We start from the raw sequence: 16,401 nt of genomic DNA, 5'->3' as shown, positions 1-16,401 counted from the left end.
AATTTGCTATAATAGTAAAAACAGAAATGGGAGGATGCATTTATATGAAAATGATTATTGCGGTCGTTCAAGATAAAGACAGTAATCGTTTAACTGATGCATTAGCGGAAAATCAATTAAAAACAACGAAACTGTCGACAACTGGCGGCTTTTTAAGAGAAGGAAATACGACATTTATGATTGGCTGCGATGATGGCGAAGTGGATGATGCGTTAAATATCATTAAGAAAAACTGTAGCCAGCGTGATCAAATGGTTGCCCCCATTTCACCAATGGGAGGAAACGCAGATTCGTACATTCCTAAGCCTGTTAAAGTAGAAGTCGGCGGTGCTACTGTATTTATTCTTCCAGTAGATTCTTTCTTTCAGTTTTAACGGAAAGGTGTTGCCGGGATGAAGATAAGCCAAGATATGCGGACACAGCTTGAAGCTGGAAAAAAACAGCCTCCTCAGCAAATGCGCGGAAAGATGGACTTCAGTAACATCGTGCAGGCTCAATCGCAGCAGCTTCAGGAAAATCAACTTAATCAATTGATGAAAAGTATTGCAGCACAAGGGGATCGGGTGGCGAGGTTTCGATCATTCCGTGATTTAGCTAAATATAAGCGATTAATCAAAGGCTTTGTCGAGGAGTCTGTTCAGTATGGGATGAATGTAAAGCATAGTCAAAGCTTTAACATGGAGGGGCATAGCCGTAAGCTGACGATCGTTGAATCCGTTGATCAGAAGCTAGCTGAGCTTACGGAAGCCGTGATGGATCAAGAGAAAAAGTCGATTGACTTATTAGGAATTATCGGTGAAATTAAAGGATTATTGATCAATTTGTACACTTAAGGATGGAATCATCATGCAATCATGGGGAGATATGAAAGAGATTCAACCATTAGTCAGTCAAATGCTTATGAATAGTTTTAATAAGGACCGGATTTCTCACGCTTACTTGTTTCAAGGGAATAAAGGTACAGGAATGCGAGAGATGAGTGCGTTATTTGCGAAGAGTATTTTTTGTAAACAACGTAATGGCACTGAACCTTGCCTTGTGTGCAGAGACTGCGTAAGAATTGACTCTGGTAATCACCCTGATATGCATTGGGTTGAACCAGAGGGTCTCTCCATTAAAAAGGAACAAATTCTTAATCTGCAAAAGGAATTCACCTACACAGGTGTCGAATCAAACCGTAAAGTGTACATTATTGTAGACGCTGAAAAAATGACAGTGAATGCATCGAACCGTTTGCTGAAATTTTTGGAGGAACCGAGTCAGCAGACCACAGCGATATTGCTCACAGAAAATGGTCAAGCTATGCTTGATACGATTAGATCTCGTTGTCAACTTCTTGCTTTCCAACCGCTCAACCAACAGAAGCTTGCAGAAAAGTTAGAGGGACAAGGGATTTCCCAGTCTAACGCTAAATTACTTTCTGCCCTTACGAATAACTTAACCACTGCACAGGAATTAAATGATGATGAGTGGTTTGCTAATGTGCGAAAATTAGTGATACAATTAATTGAAGTGCTTCTAAATAAACCAAATGAAGGGCTTTTATTTATCAACCATCAGTGGATGTCTCATTTTAAGGAGCGTCAACAGCTTCAGATGGGCTTGGACGTACTTATGCTATGGTTCCACGATTTAATTAATCATAATTTGGACCGGGAAGATGCCATTATCTTTAAGCAAGAAAAAGAAAAAAGGGACCAAGCTGCATTAAGATGGTCACGTCAATCCGCTGTACATTCCTTGTCGTTAATCCTTGAGGCTAAACGAAAGATAAATCAGAATGTCCATCCTACGTTAGTGATGGAACAGCTTACACTTCAACTGCAGAGGTGATTATATAGTGATCGAAGTTGTAGGTGTCCGATTCAAACAAGCGGGAAAGATCTATTATTTTGATCCTAGCGACTTAACAATGACGACTGAGGATTACGTTATTGTCGAAACAGTCCGTGGAATTGAATTTGGTAAAATCGTCATTGCTAATAGATCGGTCGATGAAGAGGATATTGTTTTACCTTTGAAAAAGGTGATTCGAATCGCCGATGAGAAGGATAAAGTGACCGTTGACGAGAACCATGATAATTCCGCGGAAGCTTACCGTGTATGTGAGAAGAAGATACGTGAACATAAATTGGACATGAATTTAGTAGAGGTTGAATACACGTTTGACCGTAAGAAGGTCATCTTCTATTTTACGGCAGATGGACGGGTAGACTTTCGGACGTTGGTGAAAGACTTAGCTTCCGTATTTAAGACGCGGATTGAGCTGCGTCAAATAGGTGTTCGTGATGAGGCTAAAATGCTAGGCGGCATTGGTCCATGTGGGCGTATGCTTTGCTGCTCTACTTTTTTAGGTGATTTTGAACCTGTATCCATAAAAATGGCTAAAGATCAAAATTTATCTTTAAATCCGGCAAAAATTTCTGGTCTTTGCGGTCGGCTTATGTGTTGCTTGAAGTATGAAAATGATGATTACGAAGCCGCTAAGAAAGAACTTCCTGATATAGGCAGAAGTATCGCTACCTCCTTTGGTAAAGGAAAAGTAGTAGGGCTGAATATGCTGGAGCGTATCGTTCAAGTTGAATATAAAGAACAAGAGCGTACACTTGAGTATTCCTTACAGGAGCTGATCGATGAAGGAGTCGTCCAAACCGAAGCCACAAAATAATGGGGTGGAAATCAAGCGTGAACAAAAAAGCTATATTCGAACAAGTTTCACATTTTGAGTCTCAAATTGGTGAGCTTTATGAACAGCTAGGTGACTTAAAAGCTCAACTTGCCTACTTACTAGAAGAAAACCAACACTTATCGCTTGAAAACCATCACCTTAGGCAACGTTTGGATAAAGAAAATGAGCAATCTGAACAGGAGTCACAGGATTCGAAACATGGGAAAAGTAAAGTTGTTGGTGAAGGTTATGATAACCTTGCCCGGTTGTATGAAGAAGGTTTTCATATTTGTAATTTACATTTTGGCAGTCCGCGTGACGAAGATTGTTTGTTTTGCTTATCCTTTTTGAACAAGAAGAAATAAATCCAGGTCCAAGCCTTTCCTTGCTCAAGTCGAGGAAGGGCTCTCTTTATGAGTCCACAGGAAACTTAGAGCCAAATCCCATTTCTCCAGTGGGTAATATGAATTGCACTACTATAGAGAGGATTACATATATGGTTACGCTAAAAGGTGATGAACGAATTGACTTTTTACTAGCAGAAGAAAATATGAGAATCATACAAAGTAAAGAAGTGTTTGCTTTTTCAATCGATGCCGTCTTACTGGCACGGTTCACTTCCGTACCTATAACACGAGGCAAAATCCTGGACTTATGTACAGGGAACGGCGTAATCCCCCTGTTTCTTAGCCGACGTTCTCAAGTGAAAATTACCGGTGTAGAGATCCAAGAGCGGTTATATGATATGGCTGTTCGAAATATTGAGTTGAATCAGCTTGAGAATCAACTGGAAATGATTCATGGAGACTTAAAAGACATGCCTCAAGAGTTAGGGAACGGGAGATATGATCAAGTGACGTGCAATCCTCCTTATTTTCCGACACCAAAGACGGACAAAAGGAATGTCAATGAACATTTGGCAATAGCAAGACACGAAATTCACTGTTCACTCGAGGATGTCGTAAAGACCTGCAGCCGTTTGTGTAAATCTGGCGGTAAAGTTTCCATGGTGCATCGACCGGGCAGGATGATTGATATCATCTCCCTTTTCCGAAAGTACCGTCTAGAGCCGAAGCGGATTCAACTCGTTTATCCGAAGGAAGGGAAAGAGGCTAATGTATTGCTGATTGAAGCGGCTCGTGACGGAAAACCTGACCTGAAGGTTCTCCCTCCTCTTTATACCCATAATGAGAACGGAGACTACAGTCAAGAGTTTAGGGAGATTCTTTATGGCAACTAACCATTTCGTTTACATGTTGCGTTGTAAGGATGACACGCTTTACACAGGATATACGAATAATTTGGAAGCCCGGCTTCAGAAGCATACATCTGGAAAAGGGGCAAAATATACGAGAGGTAGAGGCCCTTTCAACCTTGTTTACTGCCAAATATATAAATCAAAAGCGGAAGCAATGCACAATGAATATAAAATGAAACAGTTGTCTAAAGTGGAGAAGGAAGAGTGGATTGCAAGTCATCAAGGAGGGTGTCCGGATGAATATTCAAAAAAGCTTTGGTAACGATGAACAGCTTGGTGAACTTTACATTGTACCTACTCCGATTGGGAACTTACAAGACATGACGTATCGTGCTGTAGCTACTCTTAACAAGGTAGACGTGATTGCTGCAGAAGATACAAGGAATACGAAAAAGCTACTTAACCATTTTGACATACCGACATACTTGATCAGCTATCACGAGCATAATAAAACGACAAGAGGTCCGGAGTTGATTGATCGCATTAAACATGGGGAGAAGATAGCGGTCGTTAGTGATGCTGGTATGCCAGGTATATCGGACCCGGGTTCCGATTTAGTAAAGCTTGCAACTGAGGAAAATTTACCTGTAATTGTATTGCCAGGAGCCAATGCGGCCCTTCCAGCTTTAGTGGGGTCCGGGCTTTCAACAGACAGCTTTTATTTTTATGGTTTTTTACCTCGGAAAAAGAAAGAGCGTCTCGCAGAATTAGAGATAATGCAAAAACAGTATTCGACAATTATTTTCTACGAATCTCCTCACCGGTTAAGGGAAATGCTTGTCCACGTACACATGCAATTCGGGAATCGTAAGACTGTATTAGCGCGTGAATTGACAAAGCGGTATGAGGAATATGTTCGGGGTACGTTGGAAGAAGTAATGAATTGGGCAGATCGGGAAGAAATACGAGGCGAGTTTTGCGTGATCGTTGAGGGGTCGGACGAAGAGGAGTTCACTAATCCGTTTTGGTGGAGCCATTTGTCGATGATTGAGCATGTGGAGTATTATATAAAAGAAAAAGGTATGAAAAGTAAAGAGGCAATTAAACAAACGTCGGTGGACCGTAAGCTTTCTAAAAGAGAGGTTTACCAAGCATACCATGTCGAATAGTAGAAATTAAAAGTAAGCCCTAACTGCCAGGCCTGTAGCAGTTAGGGCTTTTTTTCCGAACATATGTCTTTTACTCTATTTTTTCACTTTTTTTAAGAATCCAGTAGTCTTTTTATGTCTCTCTATTTATTTAATTGGCTTTGGATTTCTTTAAGCAGCATTTGTGCGCCTTCTTGGCTGAGCACTAAATTGCCATTTGCAAGCTTCATGTTGTCATCAGAAACTTCCCCTGTAACGTGACAAGTCATGTTAGGCTTGTATTTCTTAAGAACAATACGATCATCATCAACATAAATTTCAAGTGCATCTTTTTCATTAATACCTAGGGTGCGGCGAAGTTCAATTGGAATTACGACACGACCTAGTTCGTCCACTTTACGTACAATACCAGTAGATTTCATTTTTCTTTTCTCCCCTCACTCAAAAGTTATTCGTCATATTTCGACATATGTCTCGCAGTATATAATACCAACGATTCCCAAACATGTCAATTCTGAATATTTTGCCCTTATTTGATAGCTTTATAGACTAAATTTCGTCTATAAAGCTATCAAATAATTGATGACATAAGGCCTGTCGATGGTTGGGTTAACTTATTTTTGTTCCAAATTTGGATTGAATATCCAAATAGAGGATTAATTACAGTGTACCAAAGTAATGACAGATGTGAAACAACAAAAGGAGTGTCAGGGTGTTTTTTTGACATTTTCATTAATCATTCGGTATATTTGAAGGCCAGGAATGGAAATACAGAAAATATATAAAAAAAATGATACAATACACATTATGAATGTCGAAATGCCGCAAATAAGGCTGTTGAATATAGAGGAGGGAACAGGATGTCTGAAGATAAGAAGACATTTTACATTAGTACACCAATTTATTATCCAAGTGGAAACTTACACATAGGTCATGCCTACACCACAGTAGCGGGAGATGCGATGGCAAGGTATAAGCGTCTCCAGGGGTATGATGTAATGTATTTGACCGGTACAGATGAACACGGTCAGAAAATTCAGCGCAAAGCAGAGGAAAAAGGGGTAAGCCCCCAAGCCTATGTAGACGACATCGTAAGCGGAATTAAAGAGCTTTGGGACAAGCTGGATATTTCCTACGATGATTTTATTCGTACAACCCAGGATCGTCACAAAGTCGTTGTGGCAAAAATCTTTGACTACTTAATGAAAAAAGGTGACATTTACCTTGATGAGTATGAAGGCTGGTATTGTACGTCGTGTGAATCATTTTTTACTGAGCGTCAATTAGACGAAGGTCATTGTCCAGATTGCGGCGGTCCGGTTGAAAAGGTTAAAGAAGAATCGTACTTCTTTAAAATGAGCAATTATGTTGACCAGCTGCTTGAGTTTTATGAAAATAATCCGACATTCATCCAGCCGGAGAGTCGCAAAAATGAAATGATAAATAATTTTATTAAACCAGGCCTCGAGGATCTGGCTGTCTCTAGAACGACTTTTGATTGGGGCGTCCAAGTACCTGGAAATGCGGAACATGTGATTTACGTTTGGATTGATGCACTAAGCAACTACATTTCAGCACTTGGTTTTGATAGTGATGACGATGAACGGTATAGGAAATTTTGGCCGGCAGATGTCCATTTAGTTGGAAAAGAAATCGTGCGTTTCCATACAATTTATTGGCCAATTATGCTGATGGCATTAGATTTACCATTGCCGAAAAAGGTATTTGCTCACGGTTGGATCCTTATGAAAGATGGAAAGATGTCGAAGTCAAAAGGCAATGTCGTCGACCCTGTTCAGCTGAGCAATCGCTACGGCCTGGATGCACTTCGATATTATTTGCTACGTGAAGTACCCTTTGGTTCAGATGGTGTCTTTACACCGGAGGCATTTGTTGAACGGACGAACTATGACCTCGCTAATGATTTAGGAAACTTGCTTAATCGTACAGTTGCTATGATCAGCAAATATTTTGATGGAGAGATCCCTGAACTTACGCTATCAGAAGAGGATTTTGACACGAATCTTGAAAAATTAGCTCAAGAAACAAGAATGTCTGTAGAACAATCGTTAGAGAATATGGAATTCTCAGTTGCGCTTGCAGACCTATGGAAGCTCGTCAGCCGGACGAACAAATATATTGACGAAACACAGCCGTGGGTTCTTGCTAAGGACAACAACAAAAAGGCTCGCTTAGGCAATGTAATGGCCCATCTGGCCGAGTCTTTACGTCACATTGGGGTAATGCTTCAGCCGTTTTTGACACATACACCCGAAAAGATCTTTAAGCAGTTGGGAATTACGAATGTGGATTGGAAGCAGTGGCAAAGCATAGCAGAATTTAAGGGGCTCCCTCAAGGCACCAGTGTACAGAAGGATGAACCTATTTTCCCTCGTCTTGATGCAGAGGAAGAAATTCAAGTCATAAAAGACATGATGAAAAAGCCAACACCTGAAAAGATTGAGGAAAAGGAAGCAGAACAGGAAGAAACGGAAGAGGTTACGATTGATGACTTTATGAAACTTGATTTTCGGGTAGCAGAAGTCATTAAAGTTGAGAAAGTGAAAAAAGCCGATAAATTGCTAAAGCTTCAGTTAGACTTGAGCTATGAAAAGCGTCAAGTGGTATCAGGAATTGCTGAGCACTATCAAGCTGAAGAGCTGGTAGGTAGAAAGGTTATTTGTATTACTAACCTTAAACCTGTGAAGCTCCGCGGCGAGCTGTCACAAGGGATGATTCTTGCAGGGGAAGATGAACAAGGAAAGCTCGCATTAGCTTCGATTGATCAAAACCTTGATAATGGTACAAAAGTTAAATAGATTTTTTACAGAGGGGGGAGCAGGAGTGTCGTGCTTTCCCTTTTGTTTTAAATGAATAAAGGAGGAATGGCTCGTGTTATTTGATACACATGTGCACTTAAATGCAGATCAATTTACAGATGATCTTGAGGAAACGATAGAACGTGCTCGAGAAGCAGGTGTCACTTATATGACAGTGGTTGGTTTTGATCGAAAAACGATTCCAGCCGCCATCGAGATTGCTGAGAATCATGAGCATATTTATGCGGCTGTTGGCTGGCATCCTGTTGATGCGATCGATATGACCGATGAAGATCTGGTCTGGATTGAAGAACTGGCTGCTCACCCTAAGGTTGTAGCGATTGGGGAGATGGGACTTGACTACCATTGGGATAAGTCTCCAGCCGAAGTACAAAAAGAAGTATTTCGTAAGCAAATTCGTCTGGCGAAAAAAGTTAAAATGCCAATTATTATTCATAACCGTGAGGCAACGGATGATATTGTGGAGATTTTGCAAGAAGAGAACGCAGTAGAGGTTGGTGGAATTATGCATTGCTATAGCGGCCCTGTTGAAATAGCTAAAGCTTGTGTAGATATGAATTTCATGATTTCCTTAGGTGGGCCAGTTACATTCAAAAATGCCAAGCTGCCAAAAGAAGTGGCAAAGGAAATTGACCTAGACCGTTTACTTGTCGAAACCGACTGTCCTTTCCTCGCCCCTCATCCAAACAGGGGTAAGCGGAATGAGCCCGCTTATGTCAAGCTTGTAGCTGAGCAAATTGCGGAGTTGAAGGGTCTGACTTATGAAGAGGTAAGTCAACGAACGACTGAAAATGCCCTCAAGTTTTTCCGAATCCAGTCATAAAATGGGGGACTTTCAGTTTAATATTACAAATGAACGGTGAAATTGTATGGGAATTGTAACATGATTGTTATGTTAATTTCCTAGGTACAAGTGCATAATGTTAAGAGTCAGCTATCCTATAGCTGACTTCTTTTTTTGATAACCATAATTCTTATTTCACATAGTTTTTGACCTATTAATAATTTACGCACTTAGAGAAGGGAGAAGGGGAGAATGAAAGACGTTAAATCAGTACTGAGCTCAGCCCTGGTTTGGACATTTGTAATTTCAACCTTGTGTATCACCTTTTTAGGATTCGTAATGTTTGAAGCAACAAAGGCTTCGGTACAAGTGACTCGGGATGGAGAACATCAATTAATTCGCACTCATGCTGATACAGTCGAGGAATTACTATCAGAAATGAATGTCACAGTCGGGTCTTATGATCAGCTATCACACGAATTGTCACAACCGATTACATATGGAATGGATGTAGAGTATACAGCTTCTAAATCTATTAATCTAACTATTGACAATAAAGAAGGCCGCTATCACACTACTGCAGCGACGGTAGGGGAGTTTATAGAGGGGCAGGAATTGGATCTTAAAGCACGGGATTACATATCACACGATTCAGGTTCATCAATTGAAGGTGGAATGAGTTTAGAGGTAGCCAAAGCGATTCAAGTGAAGCTTAATGACGGTGGAGAGAAACAAAATGTCTGGACGACAGCTTCTACGGTAGGTGAATTTTTGGAAAAACAAAATGTAACCTTAGATGAACTTGACAAGCTAAACGTTTCAAAAGGCGATAAACTTCATACAGATATCCCGGTATCTATTACACGGATTGAGAAAGTAACGGAAATTGTCCAAGAAGAACTGGAATATACCGTTATTACGCAAAAAGATGATTCCTTGCCTAAAGGAGAAGAACGTGTTGTTTCAGATGGCGAGGTCGGGATGGTTACGAAAGAATATAAGGTAACGATCACAAACGGTGAAGAATCTGACCGCAAATTGGTCAGAGAAACCGTTGAAAAAGAGAGTAAAGATCAAGTGGTTGCCTTAGGAACAAAGGTAGAAAAGGTTGAAACAGCGTCTGAAGCAGAACCGAAACGGGTTACAGTCCCTGCTGAAAAGACAGATCAGGAGTCAACTGTGAGAACGGTAGCTACAACAAAGACTGCTTCTGATGCCCCCTCTATACCATCAAGAGACAGTGATAGTGGGGTAAAGACCCTGCACATGAAAGCGACAGCTTATTCAGCGGACTGCCCCGGTTGTTCTGGCATCACAGCCACTGGAATTAATTTGAAAGAAAACCCAGAACAGAAAGTTATAGCGGTTGACCCAAACGTTATTCCATTAGGAAGTCGCGTTTGGGTAGAAGGGTATGGTTACGCCGTTGCTGGTGATACAGGCGGCGCCATTCAAGGAAATAAAATTGATCTCTTTGTCCCATCGAAAGGGGAAGCCAATAGTTTTGGCCATCGTACAGTACAAGTAAAAATTTTGGAATAAGAGATGAAAAGCAGAGGAAAGGGCTCCTCTGCTTTTTTCTGTACATGACACGTGGTATGCTATGAAAGATTATATGCAAATGTAACGATGGAGGAAGATGGTTGTGAGGATAAAAGAGGTTATTGTTGTGGAAGGAAAGGACGATACAGCAAAGGTGAGGCAAGCTGTTAACGCAGATACCATTGAAACGAATGGTTCAGCTATAGATGATCTTGTGATTGCACAAATCAGACACGCTAAGGAAAAGCGTGGTGTCATCATTTTTACGGATCCTGATTACCCGGGGGAGCGGATTAGGCATATTGTAGACCAGCATGTTCAAGGGTGCAAGCATGCCTTTCTGCCGAAAAAACATGCTCGGGCCAACAAAGACCGAGGGATCGGTATCGAGCACGCTTCTATTGATCATATAAGGCAAGCGCTATCATTGGTTTATGAGCTTAGTGACCCTGCCTTAAGTGAAATTGAAAAGGATGACTTGATCAGCTTTGGATTAATTGGCGGACCTAGTGCGAGCGAGCGTCGTGAAAAACTTGGAGACAGGCTCCATATTGGGAAAACGAACGGCAAACAGCTTCTACGCCGGTTAAATATGTTTCATATTACAAAGGATCAGCTTGGTTCAGCTATGAATCAGATCATGCAGGAGGAAAAGAATGAACAGTAAAGCTGTAGCAACACCCACACGTACTAAAGAAATACTATCCACCTATGGCTTTTCTTTTAAAAAAAGTTTAGGTCAGAATTTCATTGTTGATGTAAATATACTGAAGAATATTATTAAGCACGCGCAAATTGATAAGGAAGCGGGGGCTATTGAAATTGGTCCAGGAATAGGAGCCTTGACTGAACAGCTTGCACAGTATGCTGATAAGGTCGTGGCTTTTGAGATTGACCAACGTTTACTGCCGATTCTTGATGAAACTCTTTCTGTTTATGAAAATGTTGAGGTTATTAATCAAGATATTTTAAAAGCAGACGTAAAAAGAGTGATTGAAGAAACCTTCAAGCCAGGACAGAGAATTAAAATCGCCGCTAATCTCCCTTACTATATTACGACCCCTATTTTAATGAAGCTGTTGATGGATCACCTGCCGGTAGAAAGTATAACGGTAATGATTCAGAAGGAGGTGGCTGATCGAATGGCTGCTGTCCCAAATACGAAGAGCTATGGTTCCCTCTCCATTGCTGTTCAATACTACACACAAGCACAGGTAGCCATGAGCGTCCCTAAAACCGTGTTCATGCCGCAGCCTAATGTTGACTCTTCCGTTTTGCACTTGCAAATGAGAACAGAGCCTCCAGTCGATGTAGCAGATGAAGCCTTCTTTTTTGACTTAGTGAAGGCATCATTTGGCCAGCGTAGAAAGACATTGATGAACAACTTAGTCCGTCATTTTAACGGAAAAATGGAAAAGGTTGAAATTCAGGAGTGTCTTGATAAGGTGGGGATTGACCCCAAACGGCGTGGAGAATCTCTTTCTATAGAGGAATTCGCAACACTAGCCAATCACTTATATACGAGGTAACACCATCCAGCTTCACACATACACTAACGTAGTGCCAGTTGTGAGGTGGGGAAAAATATGCTAACTAATGGAGATCTCGTGACAAGGAAATCATATCATCACGATATTTTGTTTCGAGTGAAATCGAAGAATGAAGAACTTGTCAAATTAATGGGGGAAGATATTCGTTTAGAGGCGGATGCTCCACTAAATGATGTACAAAAGGTATCAGGATCAGAATATCATAAGCGTAAGTCTCATATTGATAAACAAGAGGCGTATTCTTATCGTTTGTTCCGACAGGATTACCGCCTCCTTAGGGAAAAACGAGAATCAGAGGCTGAGAGTGGCTACGGAGATACCAATGAGGAATCTAGCTACTTTCAAATACCACCGCGCATCCTCCACATTGATGGAGATCCTTTGTTTTTAAAGAAGTGCATTCGATTGTATGAACAGTTAGGATTACAGGTTCATGGACAATATTTACAGGAAAAAGAAATGCCTGAGCAAGTTTTAGCACTAGTAGAGAAAGTACAGCCTGAAATTGTTGTGATTACTGGACATGATTCTTATTCAAAATCAAAAGGAACTGTCCGTGATTTAGAGTCCTATCGAAATTCACGTTATTTTGTGGAGTCTGTCAGAAATATAAGACAGAAATACCCTCACTTCGATCAGCTAGTTATATTTGCCGGAGCCTGCCAATCTCATTTTGAGTCTTTAATAAAGGCAGGAGCTAATTTTGCCAGTTCTCCAGCACGAGTCAACATACACGCTATTGACCCTGTCTATGTAGCTGCGCGACTCGCTTACACATCGGTTGTGGAACACATCAACATATGGGAAGTGATTCGAAATACAATAAGTGGTGAAAAAGGTATGGGCGGGATAGAAACGCGTGGACTATTACGGATTGGAATTCCTTACTCGAAAGAAGCCGAAGAACCATCTAGAAAAGGTGCTGAATGATGATTTCGCACCTTTTTTACTCATTTATTCATAAGAGGCACATAGTTTGCCTGAAATTGGATAATCTAAATAAGAACAAAATTCACAAGTTATTATGTTGACATTGATTTTGTCATACTGGTATAATTAAATATTTTATTTGACTTTGTCCATGAATCGTGGTATATTCTTATTAGTGAGGTGGAGTATAGTGGCTAAAACGTTAGTAGAAATCAAACAATCCCTTGAGGGGCAAATTGGTAAACGTTTAACATTAAAAGCAAACGGTGGACGTCGTAAGACTATCGAACGGTCTGGTGTTCTTGCAGAAACGTATCCAGCCGTTTTTATTGTTGAATTAGACCAAGAAGAAAATGCTTTCGAACGTGTATCTTATAGTTATGCAGATGTACTCACAGAGACAGTCGAATTAAACTTCGATGATTTATCAACAATGGCTATGGAGCAGTAACCTCAGGGTTGCTGCTTTTTTTATTTTATGAAAAGAAATAAACTTTACCCTAAGAAAGAGTTGCCAGTACTACATAGATATGCCGGAATGAAAAAAAGTACACAACATATACTATGCTTGTCGTAGCTAAGTGAGGGCGAAAGGAGCTGAAGACGATGGGACGCAGAGGAAGCATGATGTCCGATTCGTTGAAAGAGGAAATCGCAAAAGAACTTGGATTTTACGACAAGGTGCAAAGCGAAGGTTGGGGCGGGATTACTACCCGTGACGCTGGAAATATGGTAAAGCGAGCCATTCAAATGGCAGAAGAACAGATGAAAAAAGATCAGTTGTAAACTGAACTCTCCTCAGTATGGATATATGCTGGGGAGTTTTTTATGTCAATTCACTTTTGAGTCATGTTGATTTATGCTAATGACTCGCATTCGCTTCTCTGGGTTTTATGATACAATGCTTTCAGAAGAATATGTGAGAAGTGGGTGTAGAAATGGAAATTTTGGAGAAGGCGCCGGCCAAAATTAATTTATCTTTGGACGTTTTACATAAGCGGAAAGATGGATTTCATGAGGTGGAGATGGTGATGACAACGGTTGACCTTGCCGATCGAATTGAGCTGTCTAGATTAAGAAGTGGAGCAATTCGGGTGGAGTCAGAGAGCCGTTTTGTACCAAATGATGAACGGAACCTTGCTTATCGGGCAGCAAAGTTAATGAAGGATCATTATAAAATCAACAAAGGTGTCCGAATTTTTATTGAAAAAAATATCCCGGTTGCTGCTGGTTTAGCTGGTGGAAGCAGTGATGCAGCTGCAGTGCTCAGAGGGGTGAACAAAATTTGGGGTATCAATGCCAGTTTACACGAACTTGCAGAGCTTGGCGCTAAAATCGGTTCAGATGTATCTTTTTGTGTTTATGGTGGAACAGCTTTAGCTAAAGGGCGCGGGGAGCAAATCTTTGAACTTCCGTCGCCGCCTCCTTGCTGGGTCGTCCTAGCTAAGCCGACCCTTGGTGTATCGACACAGACCATCTATCAAAAGCTCGATGCCAAAACAGCTTTCCACCCTAATACGAACGGGATGATGGAGGCCTTGAAACAGGGGGACTTTGATGCCATTTGTGCCCATGTAGGAAATGCTCTTGAAGGTGTAACAACCAAACTGCACCCTGAAGTTAATCAAATTAAGGAACAAATGCGCCAGGCAGGAGCGGATGCTGTGTTGATGAGCGGGAGTGGCCCGACTGTATTTGCACTAGTGGGTCAAGATGCTAGAGCACAGAGGATTTATAATAGCCTAAAGGGGTTTTGTACAGAGGTTTATATGGTCAGAATGCTGGGAAACAGGGAAATCATTTAGGAAACACGTCAGAAACTGGCGGCCGCGGAAGCAGCACAGCGGAGTAGCTTTCCAAAGGAGGGTGAATCGCAATGCTTATGACGAGTGTATGGGTACTTGCGCTAGTTCATTAATTCGCATTAAATAGTATTATCACTTGATGAAAGCCGTACAAATCTGGTATCTTATAATAATAACATTCGGATTTTGAGGTGTCTTTTCATGAAAAGAAGTGATCGATTAGTTGCCATGACGCACTATGTGTTAGATCGTCCACGTGAATTAGTTTCTCTTCCTTTTTTATCAGAGAAATATGAAGCAGCTAAATCTTCTATAAGTGAAGATTTAGGAATACTGAATAAAATGTTTCAAAAAGAGGGTATCGGGTATCTGGAATCCGTTTCTGGGGCTGCAGGTGGAGTGAAGTACATTCCTGCATTTTCAAAGGAATACAGTCAACAGTTTGTTAATGAACTTTGTGAACGGCTTGAGGATCCAGCTCGGCTTCTTCCAGGTGGATATTTATTTATGAGTGACATTTTAGGAGAGCCAGGAACGGTGCGTAATATCGGCCGTCTATTTGCCTCTGTGTTTGCTGACAAAGAAATTGATGCAGTTATGACGGTTGCCACCAAAGGAATCCCGCTAGCTTATGCTGTAGCTGCTTATTTGAATGTTCCTGTTGTCATTGTACGGCGGGATCCAAAAGTTACTGAAGGATCTACCGTTAGTATTAATTATGTGTCAGGGTCCACGAAGAAAATACAAACAATGGTATTAACGAAGCGTTCTCTTGCAGAAGGGTCAAAGGTTTGTATTATTGATGATTTTATGAAAGCAGGTGGTACGATCAATGGCATGAAAAACCTGCTTACAGAATTCAATGCGGAAGTAGCTGGGATTGGTGTTCTCGCTGAAGCTGAAGATGAGGAAGAGGAGCGCGTGGTCGATGATTATGTATCCCTTGTCCAAATTATCAATGTTGATGACCGAGATGCGAAGATTGAGGTACATGAAGGGAATTTACTGAGTCGAATAAACTAAGTAAATTGTTATTAAATGGATATATTTATTTGAGAGAAAGCCCCGCTCTTGTTGTGACGGCTTTCTTTTTTATATGGAAAGTGGAAGTTTCCCTCAGAAAGAAAGTTATTTAAATTTTTTTGAAAATAAGCAGGAATTTTCCCTGGAATGTGGAATTGTTTAAGTAAGTTCTTTTTGGGAAAAGGTGGTGAATGATAATGGAAGTAACTGACGTAAGACTGCGACGCGTTAATACCGAAGGAAGAATGCGAGCAATTGCTTCTATTACCTTAGATCAGGAGTTTGTTGTCCATGACATTCGGGTGATTGATGGCAACAACGGTCTTTTTGTGGCCATGCCTAGCAAACGGACACCTGACGGGGAATTTAGGGATATTGCCCATCCAATCAATTCAGGCACGCGTGGGAAAATTCAAGATGCTGTACTTAGCGAGTACCACAAAGCCGGTGAAGTTGATACGGAAGTAGAATATGAAGAGGCAGGAGCATCTTGAAATTAACTAAATTAGAAGTCTGACCATCAAGGGGTCAGACTTCTTTTTTGCTGTTACATGAAATTTGGACCCCACACAACGTGGGGCCGTTCGGCGTTGAAAAGGATGTTTCGTTTTTAGCCGAACTTCCACTAATTCAGGTCTAATCGCCCCTCTCCGCTTTTCTGTTGTCTAGCTTCGGCGTCTAGACTCTCGAGACATAAGCAGTTCGCCTCCGTGGGGGAAGATCACCCCACTGCCCGCTCTGCTTGGGCTCGCAGGACGCGAGTCAGTTCGACGTTGGCACAGGACGTGCCGAACTTCGTCGAACTTCCACTGATCGAGTCTGAGCAAGACGCCTCCGCTTTTCTAAATAAATTGTCGTTTGTTGAAATAATGCTTATTTTAAGATATTATTCATAATGGATAATTAGGATGGA

At 41.1% G+C, this 16,401-nt stretch carries 20 protein-coding genes; 19 read left to right on the top strand and 1 reads right to left on the bottom strand.

Going from position 1 to position 16,401, the window contains the following annotated elements; genetic code table 11:
- Positions 1–44: 44 nt before the first annotated feature.
- From MUO15_RS13800 to rsmI, 8 genes are all read left to right on the top strand, one after another.
- On the top strand, positions 45–374 hold the full coding sequence (locus MUO15_RS13800; RefSeq protein WP_245029982.1) for a cyclic-di-AMP receptor: 330 nt from the start codon (positions 45–47) through the stop codon (positions 372–374).
- An 18-nt stretch (positions 375–392) separates the two neighbouring features.
- Complete coding sequence (locus tag MUO15_RS13795) at positions 393–833, top strand: YaaR family protein (RefSeq protein WP_245029980.1); 441 nt, start codon at positions 393–395, stop codon at positions 831–833.
- A gap of 13 nt (positions 834–846) precedes the next feature.
- Positions 847–1,833: a DNA polymerase III subunit delta' gene (holB, locus tag MUO15_RS13790; protein WP_245029978.1), complete on the top strand. Its 987-nt coding sequence runs from the start codon at positions 847–849 to the stop codon at positions 1,831–1,833.
- A gap of 7 nt (positions 1,834–1,840) precedes the next feature.
- Positions 1,841–2,668 carry a PSP1 domain-containing protein gene (locus MUO15_RS13785; protein WP_245029972.1) on the top strand — a complete coding sequence of 276 codons (828 nt, stop codon included), beginning with the start codon at positions 1,841–1,843 and terminating at the stop codon, positions 2,666–2,668.
- 17 nt (positions 2,669–2,685) lie between these two features.
- Positions 2,686–3,033 (top strand): DNA replication initiation control protein YabA, encoded by a 348-nt coding sequence (yabA, locus tag MUO15_RS13780; protein ID WP_245029970.1) that lies wholly within the window; start codon positions 2,686–2,688, stop codon positions 3,031–3,033.
- 131 nt (positions 3,034–3,164) lie between these two features.
- Complete coding sequence (locus MUO15_RS13775) at positions 3,165–3,908, top strand: tRNA1(Val) (adenine(37)-N6)-methyltransferase (RefSeq protein WP_245029968.1); 744 nt, start codon at positions 3,165–3,167, stop codon at positions 3,906–3,908.
- Entirely contained in the window at positions 3,898–4,188 is a 291-nt protein-coding gene (locus MUO15_RS13770) for a GIY-YIG nuclease family protein (RefSeq protein ID WP_245029966.1), read from the top strand. Before MUO15_RS13775 ends, MUO15_RS13770 begins: the two co-directional genes overlap by 11 nt.
- Entirely contained in the window at positions 4,163–5,035 is an 873-nt protein-coding gene (rsmI, locus tag MUO15_RS13765; protein WP_245029964.1) for a 16S rRNA (cytidine(1402)-2'-O)-methyltransferase, read from the top strand. The genes MUO15_RS13770 and rsmI overlap by 26 nt, the downstream gene beginning before the upstream one ends.
- 122 nt (positions 5,036–5,157) lie before the next feature.
- Here rsmI and MUO15_RS13760 read toward each other — a convergent pair whose 3' ends face one another.
- Positions 5,158–5,436, bottom strand: a complete 279-nt coding sequence (locus MUO15_RS13760) for a transition state genes transcriptional regulator AbrB (protein ID WP_245029962.1) — start codon at positions 5,434–5,436, stop codon at positions 5,158–5,160.
- A gap of 438 nt (positions 5,437–5,874) precedes the next feature.
- Between MUO15_RS13760 and metG the strand changes: the two genes are divergently transcribed.
- The 11 genes from metG to spoVG all read left to right on the top strand — a co-directional run bounded on the left by metG (position 5,875) and on the right by spoVG (position 15,982).
- Positions 5,875–7,833, top strand: coding sequence for a methionine--tRNA ligase (gene metG, locus MUO15_RS13755; protein WP_245029960.1), 1,959 nt, complete (start codon positions 5,875–5,877; stop codon positions 7,831–7,833).
- A 73-nt stretch (positions 7,834–7,906) separates the two neighbouring features.
- Entirely contained in the window at positions 7,907–8,677 is a 771-nt protein-coding gene (locus MUO15_RS13750) for a TatD family hydrolase (protein ID WP_245029958.1), read from the top strand.
- Positions 8,678–8,890: 213 nt separating this feature from the next.
- Positions 8,891–10,180 carry a G5 and 3D domain-containing protein gene (locus MUO15_RS21800; RefSeq protein ID WP_305853247.1) on the top strand — a complete coding sequence of 430 codons (1,290 nt, stop codon included), beginning with the start codon at positions 8,891–8,893 and terminating at the stop codon, positions 10,178–10,180.
- 103 nt (positions 10,181–10,283) lie between these two features.
- Positions 10,284–10,847: a ribonuclease M5 gene (gene rnmV / locus MUO15_RS13735; RefSeq protein ID WP_245029957.1), complete on the top strand. Its 564-nt coding sequence runs from the start codon at positions 10,284–10,286 to the stop codon at positions 10,845–10,847.
- Positions 10,837–11,709 carry a 16S rRNA (adenine(1518)-N(6)/adenine(1519)-N(6))-dimethyltransferase RsmA gene (gene rsmA / locus MUO15_RS13730; RefSeq protein WP_245029955.1) on the top strand — a complete coding sequence of 291 codons (873 nt, stop codon included), beginning with the start codon at positions 10,837–10,839 and terminating at the stop codon, positions 11,707–11,709. Before rnmV ends, rsmA begins: the two co-directional genes overlap by 11 nt.
- Before the next feature lie 57 nt (positions 11,710–11,766).
- Complete coding sequence (gene yabG, locus MUO15_RS13725) at positions 11,767–12,660, top strand: sporulation peptidase YabG (protein WP_245029954.1); 894 nt, start codon at positions 11,767–11,769, stop codon at positions 12,658–12,660.
- 190 nt (positions 12,661–12,850) lie between these two features.
- Positions 12,851–13,111, top strand: a complete 261-nt coding sequence (gene veg / locus MUO15_RS13720; protein WP_079524832.1) for a biofilm formation stimulator Veg — start codon at positions 12,851–12,853, stop codon at positions 13,109–13,111.
- Between the two features lie 155 nt (positions 13,112–13,266).
- On the top strand, positions 13,267–13,446 hold the full coding sequence (locus tag MUO15_RS13715; RefSeq protein ID WP_245029952.1) for a small, acid-soluble spore protein, alpha/beta type: 180 nt from the start codon (positions 13,267–13,269) through the stop codon (positions 13,444–13,446).
- 152 nt (positions 13,447–13,598) lie between these two features.
- Positions 13,599–14,465 (top strand): 4-(cytidine 5'-diphospho)-2-C-methyl-D-erythritol kinase, encoded by an 867-nt coding sequence (gene ispE / locus MUO15_RS13710; RefSeq protein ID WP_245029951.1) that lies wholly within the window; start codon positions 13,599–13,601, stop codon positions 14,463–14,465.
- 201 nt (positions 14,466–14,666) lie between these two features.
- Positions 14,667–15,488, top strand: a complete 822-nt coding sequence (gene purR, locus MUO15_RS13705; RefSeq protein WP_245029949.1) for a pur operon repressor — start codon at positions 14,667–14,669, stop codon at positions 15,486–15,488.
- 197 nt (positions 15,489–15,685) lie between these two features.
- Positions 15,686–15,982 carry a septation regulator SpoVG gene (spoVG, locus tag MUO15_RS13700; RefSeq protein WP_244750977.1) on the top strand — a complete coding sequence of 99 codons (297 nt, stop codon included), beginning with the start codon at positions 15,686–15,688 and terminating at the stop codon, positions 15,980–15,982.
- Positions 15,983–16,401: the final 419 nt, after the last annotated feature.

Origin of the sequence: Halobacillus amylolyticus, assembly GCF_022921115.1 — a bacterium.
Lineage (GTDB): Bacteria > Bacillota > Bacilli > Bacillales > Halobacillaceae > Halobacillus_A > Halobacillus_A amylolyticus.
The sequence above is the reverse complement of the archived record's forward strand: the minus strand, read 5'-3'. Positions and strand labels throughout refer to the sequence as shown.